9 protein-coding genes and 1 pseudogene are annotated in these 9,032 nt (G+C 59.5%); all 10 read left to right on the top strand.

Annotated features, from left to right (window positions below):
- A pseudogene (locus AC1DSG_RS23110) lies at positions 1–136 on the top strand (response regulator); the annotation flags it as partial.
- 23 nt (positions 137–159) lie between these two features.
- Positions 160–948 carry a protein phosphatase CheZ gene (locus AC1DSG_RS23105; protein WP_477792961.1) on the top strand — a complete coding sequence of 263 codons (789 nt, stop codon included), beginning with the start codon at positions 160–162 and terminating at the stop codon, positions 946–948.
- A 24-nt stretch (positions 949–972) separates the two neighbouring features.
- Complete coding sequence (locus AC1DSG_RS23100; RefSeq protein ID WP_477792960.1) at positions 973–3,219, top strand: chemotaxis protein CheA; 2,247 nt, start codon at positions 973–975, stop codon at positions 3,217–3,219.
- Positions 3,220–3,269: 50 nt separating this feature from the next.
- On the top strand, positions 3,270–4,403 hold the full coding sequence (locus tag AC1DSG_RS23095) for a protein-glutamate methylesterase/protein-glutamine glutaminase (RefSeq protein ID WP_477792959.1): 1,134 nt from the start codon (positions 3,270–3,272) through the stop codon (positions 4,401–4,403).
- Positions 4,403–5,143, top strand: coding sequence for a flagellar motor protein (locus AC1DSG_RS23090; protein WP_477792958.1), 741 nt, complete (start codon positions 4,403–4,405; stop codon positions 5,141–5,143). The genes AC1DSG_RS23095 and AC1DSG_RS23090 overlap by 1 nt, the downstream gene beginning before the upstream one ends.
- Positions 5,144–5,421: 278 nt before the next feature.
- Complete coding sequence (motD, locus tag AC1DSG_RS23085) at positions 5,422–6,312, top strand: flagellar motor protein MotD (protein WP_477792957.1); 891 nt, start codon at positions 5,422–5,424, stop codon at positions 6,310–6,312.
- Positions 6,313–6,355: 43 nt separating this feature from the next.
- Complete coding sequence (locus AC1DSG_RS23080) at positions 6,356–7,144, top strand: ParA family protein (protein WP_477792956.1); 789 nt, start codon at positions 6,356–6,358, stop codon at positions 7,142–7,144.
- A gap of 27 nt (positions 7,145–7,171) precedes the next feature.
- Positions 7,172–8,041 (top strand): CheW domain-containing protein, encoded by an 870-nt coding sequence (locus AC1DSG_RS23075; RefSeq protein ID WP_477792955.1) that lies wholly within the window; start codon positions 7,172–7,174, stop codon positions 8,039–8,041.
- Positions 8,042–8,113: 72 nt separating this feature from the next.
- The gene (locus AC1DSG_RS23070) at positions 8,114–8,599 is read left to right on the top strand and encodes a chemotaxis protein CheW (RefSeq protein ID WP_477792954.1); all 486 of its coding nucleotides are present in this window, start codon (positions 8,114–8,116) and stop codon (positions 8,597–8,599) included.
- Positions 8,600–8,992 carry a DUF2802 domain-containing protein gene (locus AC1DSG_RS23065; protein ID WP_477792953.1) on the top strand — a complete coding sequence of 131 codons (393 nt, stop codon included), beginning with the start codon at positions 8,600–8,602 and terminating at the stop codon, positions 8,990–8,992.
- Positions 8,993–9,032: the final 40 nt, after the last annotated feature.

The following is a 9,032-nucleotide window of genomic DNA, read 5'->3' as shown; positions in this document are numbered from 1 at the left end:
GATGGTGACTGCTGAAGCCAAGCGCGAGCAGATCATCGAAGCGGCCCAGGCCGGTGTAAACGGCTATGTCGTCAAACCCTTCACGGCCCAGGCGTTGAAAGAAAAAATCGAGAAGATTTTCGAACGCATCGGTTGATCCACTGCGCCACTGGGGGAGCTATGGAGCATAAAGAGTCTTCTATGGGCGATTTTGAATCGACCCTGAAAAAACACGCAGTCGAACTGGTCGAGAGCCTTGAAAAAGGCAGGTTCGGCGACGCTGTGCAATTGATCCATGAGCTCAATCAGACCCGTGACCGCGGCCTGTATCAGGAAGTGGGCAAGCTCACTCGCGAGCTGCACAGCGCGATCGTCAATTTCCATATTGACCCGAACATGCCGCAAGCCAAGGAAGTGTCCCAGATCACGGACGCCACCGAGCGCCTGGGGTATGTAGTCCAGCTGACCGAGGCGGCGGCCAACCGCACCATGGACCTGGTGGAAAGCGCCACGCCGCTGGTCAACAACCTGAGCGAAGAAGCCCAGGCGTTGAGCACGGATTGGAGTCGGTTCATGCGTCGCGAAGTCGGGGCGCAAGAGTTCCGTGAGCTGGCCCGCCGGGTTGACGGTTTCCTGGTACGCAGCGGCGAAGACAACCGCAGGGTGTCGAGCAACCTGAACGACATTTTGCTGGCTCAGGATTACCAGGACCTCACCGGTCAGGTGATCAAGCGCGTGACCCAATTGGTCACCGAAGTTGAAAGCAACCTGCTCAAGCTCGTACTCATGGCCAGCCAGGTAGACCGCTTTGCGGGTATCGAACATGACCGTGAATCGATGCTGGCTGAAAAAGATCCGCAAAAACATCTCTCTCAGGGTGAAGGTCCGCAGATTCATGCCGATAAAAGAGAAGACGTTGTGTCCGGTCAGGACGATGTGGACGATTTGCTATCCAGTCTTGGATTTTAGGTAGACCTTTAGGAGCACCCCTTAATGAGCTTCGGCGCCGATGAAGAGATCCTTCAGGATTTTCTGGTTGAGGCCGGCGAGATTCTGGAGCAACTGTCCGAACAGTTGGTCGAGCTGGAAAGCCGACCGGATGATGCGGACCTGCTCAATGCAATTTTTCGCGGTTTCCACACTGTAAAAGGGGGCGCCGGCTTCCTCCAGCTCAACGAGCTGGTGGAGTGCTGCCACATCGCCGAGAACGTATTCGACATCCTGCGCAAGGGTGAGCGTCGCGTTGATTCGGAATTGATGGACGTGGTCCTTGAAGCGCTGGACACGGTGAACAGCATGTTCAGCGAAGTCCGCGAGCGCAGCCCGATCACGGCTGCGACACCTGAATTGCTGGCGGCTCTGGCCCGTCTGGCCGAGCCGCAAACGGCTGATGAACAAGCACCGGTTGCTGACGTGGCGCAAGCGCCTGCCGCTGACAGTGAATCGGGCGACATCACCGATAACGAATTCGAACAACTGCTGGACTCGCTGAATGCCGTCAAGGCTCAGGCCGAGGCGCCAGTTACTGCACCAACGCCTAGCAGCGATGCCGCTGCCAGCGACGAAATCACCGATGCCGAGTTCGAGTCATTGCTCGATCAGCTGCACGGTAAAGGCCAGTTCGCTGTCGATGCGCTGACCGCTGCGCCAGCCACACCTGCTGCCCCGAAAGCCGCAGGCGACAGCTGCGACATTACCGACGACGAATTTGAAGCACTGCTCGACCAGCTGCACGGCAAAGGCAACTTTGCGGTGGATGCGCTGGAGTCGGCCATTGCTTCGGTGTCGGTGGCGGCTGCTCCCGCCGCAGCTGCGGCGGGCGGCGATCTGATCTCCGATCACGAGTTCGAAGCGCTGCTCGACGAATTGCACGGCAAAGGCAAGTTCAGCGAAGTAGGCACAGGTTCTGTCACCTCTTCCGTCGCGGCCCCAGTCGCCAAGGCGGTCGCACAGGCACCGGTTTCCAAGGCACCTGAGTCGAAAGCCGAAACACCGAAACCGGTGGCCGCCGCTGCACCGGCCCCGGCCCGTGCTCCGTCCACGCCGCCAGCGGAAAAACCAGCCAGCGAAGCCGAGACCACGGTGCGGGTCGATACCGCGCGCCTCGACGAAATCATGAACATGGTGGGCGAATTGGTACTGGTGCGTAACCGCCTGGTTCGCCTGGGTGCCAACAGTGCTGATGAGGCCATGTCCAAGGCTGTTTCGAACCTTGACGTGGTGACGGCCGACCTGCAAACCGCCGTCATGAAGACCCGGATGCAACCGATCAAGAAGGTGTTTGGGCGCTTCCCGCGTCTGGTTCGCGACCTGGCTCGCCAGCTCAAGAAAGAAATCAACCTGGAACTGGTCGGCGAAGAAACCGATCTCGACAAGAACCTCGTCGAGGCCCTGGCCGACCCGCTGGTCCACTTGGTGCGCAATGCGGTCGACCACGGCATCGAATCGCCGCAAGAACGCGAAGCTTCGGGCAAGTCCCGTAGCGGCAGAGTCGTCCTCGCGGCGGAACAGGAAGGCGACCATATCCTGCTGTCGATTTCCGATGATGGCAAAGGCATGGACCCGAACGTCCTGCGATCCATCGCGGTAAAACGCGGTGTGATGGACAAGGACGCGGCGGATCGTTTGAGCGACGCCGAGTGCTACAACCTGATTTTCGCACCAGGGTTCTCGACCAAAACCGAGATCTCCGACGTGTCGGGTCGTGGCGTGGGCATGGACGTGGTGAAAACCAAGATCTCCCAGCTCAACGGTTCGATCAACATCTACTCGACCAAGGGCCAGGGCTCGAAGATCGTCATCAAGGTTCCGTTGACCCTGGCGATCATGCCGACGCTGATGGTCATGCTCGGCAACCAGGCGTTTGCGTTCCCGCTGGTGAACGTCAACGAGATCTTCCACCTCGACCTGTCGACCACCAACGTGGTGGACGGCCAGGAAGTGGTCATCGTGCGCGACAAGGCGCTGCCACTGTTTTACCTCAAACGCTGGCTGGTCAGGTCCGCCGCTCACGAAGTGCAGCGCGAAGGCCATGTGGTGATCCTTTCGGTGGGCACACAGCGGATCGGCTTTGTTGTCGATCAGCTGGTGGGCCAGGAAGAAGTGGTCATCAAGCCATTGGGCAAAATGCTCCAGGGAACTCCAGGCATGTCCGGCGCCACCATCACCGGTGACGGCCGTATTGCGCTGATTCTCGATGTTCCGAGCATGCTCAAGCGTTACGCCACGCGGCGTATTTGATTCTGGTGGAGCGGGGCGACTGAGGCCCCGCTGCGTCTAATGGAGTGTTTATGGCAGTCAAAGTCCTGGTGGTGGACGATTCGGGGTTTTTCCGCCGCCGTGTCTCGGAAATTCTTTCAGCGGATTCGAATATCCAGGTCGTCGGTACGGCGACCAACGGAAAAGAGGCGATCGATCAGGCCCTGGCCCTCAAGCCTGACGTGATCACCATGGACTACGAGATGCCCATGATGGACGGCATCACGGCTGTGCGGCACATCATGCAGCGCTGCCCGACGCCTGTGTTGATGTTCTCGTCGCTGACCCACGAAGGTGCCCGGGTCACCCTCGATGCGCTGGACGCCGGCGCCGTCGATTTCCTGCCCAAGAATTTTGAAGACATCTCCCGTAACCCGGAGAAGGTCAAGCAACTGCTGTGCGAGAAGATTTTGAGCATTTCGCGCAGTAACCGTCGCGCCAACACCTACAGCGCGTTGGCCTCTGTCGCAGCGCCAGCGCCTGTGCCTGCAAGCGTCAGCAGTTACGGCAGCAGCGCACCGTCGCGCCCAGCGCCGGAACCGATACCGGCTCGCACGCACGTCCCTGCGCCGTCCGTCCCATCGTCGCCCGCACCTAAACGCAAAGCCTACAAACTGGTTGCCATCGGCACGTCCACCGGCGGTCCGGTGGCGCTGCAACGGGTCCTGACCCAATTGCCGGCCAGCTTCCCGGCGCCGCTGGTGTTGATCCAGCATATGCCGGCGGCGTTCACCAAAGCCTTTGCCGAACGTCTGGACAAGCTTTGCCACATCAGGGTCAAGGAAGCCGAGGATGGCGACATCCTGCGCCCTGGCCTGGCGTTGCTGGCCCCGGGTGGCAAGCAAATGATGATCGATGGCCGTGGCGCGGTGAAAATCCTGCCAGGCGACGAACGTCTCAATTACAAGCCGAGCGTGGACATCACATTCGGTTCGGCTGCCAAGTCCTACGGTGACAAAGTTCTGGCGGTCGTACTGACCGGCATGGGCGCCGACGGTCGCGAAGGGGCTCGCCTGCTCAAGCAGAGCGGCAGTGCGATCTGGGCTCAGGATGAAGCCAGTTGCGTGATCTACGGCATGCCGATGGCCATCGTCAAAGCCGACCTCGCGGACGCGATCTACGGGTTGGAAGATATTGGCAAGCATTTGGTCGAGGCGTGTATCTGATGGATGTCTTAAGCCTTATCGGCATCATCATGGCGTTCGTCGCCATCATTGGCGGCAACTACCTTGAAGGCGGCCACCTCGGTGCGCTGGTCAACGGACCGGCAGCGCTGATCGTCCTCGGTGGGACCATCGGCGCAGCGTTGCTGCAATCGCCGATGAGTGCCTTCAAGCGCGCCATGCAAATCGTTGGCTGGATTCTGTTTCCACCTCGCGTTGACCTGGCCGGTGGCATTGATCGCGTGGTGAACTGGAGCCTGACCGCCCGCAAGGAAGGTTTGCTCGGCCTGGAAGGGGTGGCCGATGCCGAACCCGACAGCTACTCGCGCAAGGGCTTGCAACTGCTGGTTGACGGTGCCGAACCGGAAGCGATTCGCAGCATTCTCGAAGTGGATTTCTACACCCAGGAAAGCCGCGACATTGAAGCAGCCAAAGTCTTCGAAAGCATGGGCGGCTACGCGCCGACCATCGGCATCATCGGTGCGGTGATGGGCCTGATCCACGTCATGGGCAACCTGGCCGATCCGACCCAACTGGGCAGCGGCATTGCCGTGGCGTTCGTCGCCACCATCTATGGCGTGGCCAGTGCCAACCTTTTGTTGCTGCCGATTGCCGCCAAGCTCAAGTCCGTCGCCTTGCGCCAATCGCGATATCGCGAAATGTTGCTGGAAGGGATCCTGTCGATCGCCGAAGGTGAAAATCCTCGCTCTATTGAGTTGAAGCTTCAGGGCTTCATGGATTGATGGGGGTGCAGGGCGTGCTCACAGTAAATGACGAAGCGCGCAGCGCCCAGCAAGCCACAAGACTAGGCATGAGGAGAGAGGTTTGGTTCCTTCAAATGAACGACGAATAACGACGTATTGTGGCTTGCTGGGTGCTGCCCTCCGGGTTGGTGCTGTGATTGYGCCAGGCTGTGTTGCGGGATTTGAGAAGGGAAAAGCCATTCTCGGCATCCCGCGCCTTGCCTGGCRCAATCACAGCGCCAACGCGCTTCGTCATTTACTGTGAGCACGCCCTGACTATGGCTCGTCGCCGGCAACCTGAAGAACACGTCAATCACGAACGCTGGCTGGTGTCCTACGCGGACTTCATTACGTTGCTGTTCGCGTTCTTCGTCGTCATGTACTCGATCTCGTCGATCAACGAAGGCAAGTACAAAGTCATCTCGCAAGCGTTGGTCGGGGTCTTTACCGACGCTGATCGCTCCCTCAAGCCGATCCCGATTGGCGAAGAGCGACCGATGACGGTGACGCCAGCCAAGCCCTTGGTGAAGGACAGTGAGCAGGTCGATGCCGGCGTCGCTGGCTCCACCGACCCACTGAAAAGCATCGCCGATGACATCAGCGCGGCGTTCGGTGACCTGATCAGTTCCAATCAGATGACCGTGCGTGGCAATGAGTTGTGGGTTGAGATCGAGCTCAATTCCAGCCTGTTGTTTGGCAGTGGCGATGCCATGCCCAGTGACATCGCGTTCAACATCATCGACAAGGTGGCCCGGATCCTGAAACCGTTCGACAACCCGATTCATGTCGAAGGCTTTACCGACGATCAGCCGATCCGAACCGCGCAGTACCCGACCAACTGGGAACTGTCTTCGGCTCGTTCCGCGAGTATTGTCCGCATGCTGGCGATGCAGGGCGTAAACCCCGGGCGCCTGGCGTCCGTGGGATACGGCGAATTCCAGCCGGTGGCCAACAACGCCACCGCTGAAGGCCGCGCTCGCAACCGTCGAGTGGTGCTGGTGGTTTCGCGCAATCTCGATGTACGCCGCAGCCTGACCGGCACCGGTACCGCTCATGCGAAACCGGACGCCGCATTGAAGCGTGCTGGCACACAAACTGCACCAACCCCGGTCAGGTCGCCGGGACGAGAGAGCGCCGTCAATTCTCCGTCACCCGCATTAACACGTTGAGCTATGTCTCGGTCTACCCTGTCGACCGAGCGGAATCCTTCGAATGAGAGTCTGGGCAGTTGCCAATCAAAAGGGTGGTGTCGGTAAAACCACTTCCTCTATCGCGTTAGCCGGTTTGCTGGCCGAGGCGGGCAAACGCGTGGTTGTGGTCGATCTCGACCCGCACGGTTCCATGACCAGCTACTTTGGCTACGACCCCGACACCCTGGAACACAGCAACTACGACTTGTTCCTGCACAAGGGCAGTGTGCCGCAGGGATTGCCCGGTCAGTTGCTGTTGCCCACCAGCCACGAAAACATTTCGCTGTTGCCCTCCAGCACCGCGCTGGCCACGCTTGAGCGGCAGTCGCCGGGGCAAAATGGTTTGGGCCTCGTCATTGCCAGGAGCCTGGCGCAATTGTGGCAAGACTTCGATTACGCCGTGATCGACAGCCCGCCGTTGCTCGGCGTACTGATGGTCAATGCCTTGGCGGCATGCCAGCAATTGGTGATCCCGGTACAGACCGAGCATCTGGCCGTCAAAGGTCTGGAACGCATGGTCAACACCCTGGCGATGATCAACCGCTCACGCAAGCAGGCGCTGCCGTTCACCGTCATCCCGACCTTGTTCGATCGCCGCACCCAGGCTTCCCTCGGAACCCTGCGGGTGTTGCGCGACAAGTACCCGGAAGAAATCTGGCAAGGTTACATCCCGGTCGACACCCGCTTGCGGGATGCGAGCAGGGCCGGACTCACGCCTTCGCAGTTCGATGGCAAGAGCCGCGGCGTTCTTGCTTACTGCGCGCTGCTCAAGCATTTGCTGGTGCAGCAATCTGTTGCGCAGGTGGTTTGAGATGAACCTTCCTTGCAGGGTGCCTAAATGAATCGGCCGGTGAAAATCACCTCCCTACCGCAAATGGCGCTCCAGACTTACCTGGACGGCTTGCTGCAGGACGCGACCGAGGAGCTGGCGCCGCTCATCGACGCGCTCGTCGAGGTGGGTGAGCCAGAAAGTACCCTGGATGAGTTTCAGTTGGCGGTGCTCGAAGAGCGGGCTCGGGATGCTCGATCTGTGGCGTTGGTTGCAGCCCCGGTGATTGCGTCGGAGGCCAAAGCGCCAGGGCCCGTCATGGACATGCCGGCATCTGTCCTGGCACGGGTATCGACCGGCGAACCATTGCTGCAAACGTTGGTGCCACCGGTCGTCGACGTTCACCTGCCACCGAGCAACACACGGCCAGCGGTGGAAACCGATGGGCGTCCTTCGTGGGCCGCTGAGCCCTTCGAATGCCTGTTGTTCGACGTCGCCGGCCTGACACTGGCGGTACCCTTGGTGTGCCTGGGGTCGATTTATTCCCTGGCTGGTCACGAGCTGACGCCGTTGTTCGGTCAGCCGCAATGGTTCCTCGGGATTCTGCCGAGCCAGGCTGGCAACCTGAAAGTACTGGATACCGCGCGTTGGGTAATGCCTGAGCGCTACCGCGATGATTTCCGTCAGGGCCTGCAATTCGTCATTTCGGTTCAGGGCTATGAGTGGGGGCTGGCGGTGCATCAAGTCAGCCGCTCGTTGCGCCTGGACCCCAACGAAATCAAATGGCGCAGTCACCGTGGTCAACGGCCATGGCTGGCGGGCACCGTAATTGAACACATGTGTGCATTGCTCGATGTTTGCGCGCTGGCCGAGTTGATCGCCAGTGGCGGCGAAAAACACCTGGGCAGTATTAAACAGCCGGCTCACAAACCAACATAAAAACACTCGACGGCAGTGACTGCCGACGTACAGAGCACACACCGCCAGGGCGGTTTTTTGAGGGGTCAGGGTATGAATGATAAGGCGACGGCTGCAAAGGGTTCCGAAGATCCGATCCTGCAATGGGTGACCTTCAAGCTGGATAACGAAACCTACGGCATCAACGTGATGCGCGTACAGGAAGTCCTGCGCTACACCGAAATCGCCCCGGTCCCGGGTGCCCCGAGCTACGTCCTGGGCATCATCAACCTGCGCGGTAATGTGGTCACCGTAATCGACACCCGTCAGCGTTTCGGCCTGATGAACGCCGAGATCAGTGACAACACCCGTGTGGTCATCATCGAAGCCGACAAACAGGTGGTCGGGATCATGGTCGACAGCGTGGCCGAAGTGGTTTACCTGCGTCAGTCAGAAATCGAAACCGCGCCAAACGTCGGTAACGAAGAATCCGCCAAGTTCATTCAAGGCGTGTGCAACAAGAACAACGAATTGCTGATCCTGGTCGAGCTGGACAAGATGATGAGCGAAGAAGAATGGTCGGACCTGGAGAACATCTGATTGATTCTTGAGGTTGCGGTCATTGTCCTGTTCCTCTTCTGGGCAGGCACGCTGGCGATGTTTCTGGCGTATTTACGCGGTCAACGACTGATCACCGCACAACAGGCTAAGGGCGATGGGCTACGGGATCAGCGCATCAAAGACCTGGCCAAACGCGTGGACGACTACCAGAACGGCAACGTGCGCATGGGTGAAGACCTGCACGAACTGCGCGCGGTGGTCTGCCCGTTGCCGGACAAACTGGCTCAACTGGAACAGCGCGACCCGACGAGCCTGTCGTTCGCCCAGGCGGCACGATTGGTGGGGATGGGCGCGACGGTTGATGAACTGACTCAGTCCTGCGGGTTGACGCAGGCTGAGGCGGAGTTGATGCGCAAGCTGCACAAGAACTGAAAAAATCCAAATATCGCAGCCTCGTTTCACTCGACAGCTC

This window comes from Pseudomonas sp. P5_A12 (assembly GCF_056400685.1).
This window is presented reverse-complemented; position numbering and strand designations above follow the sequence as displayed.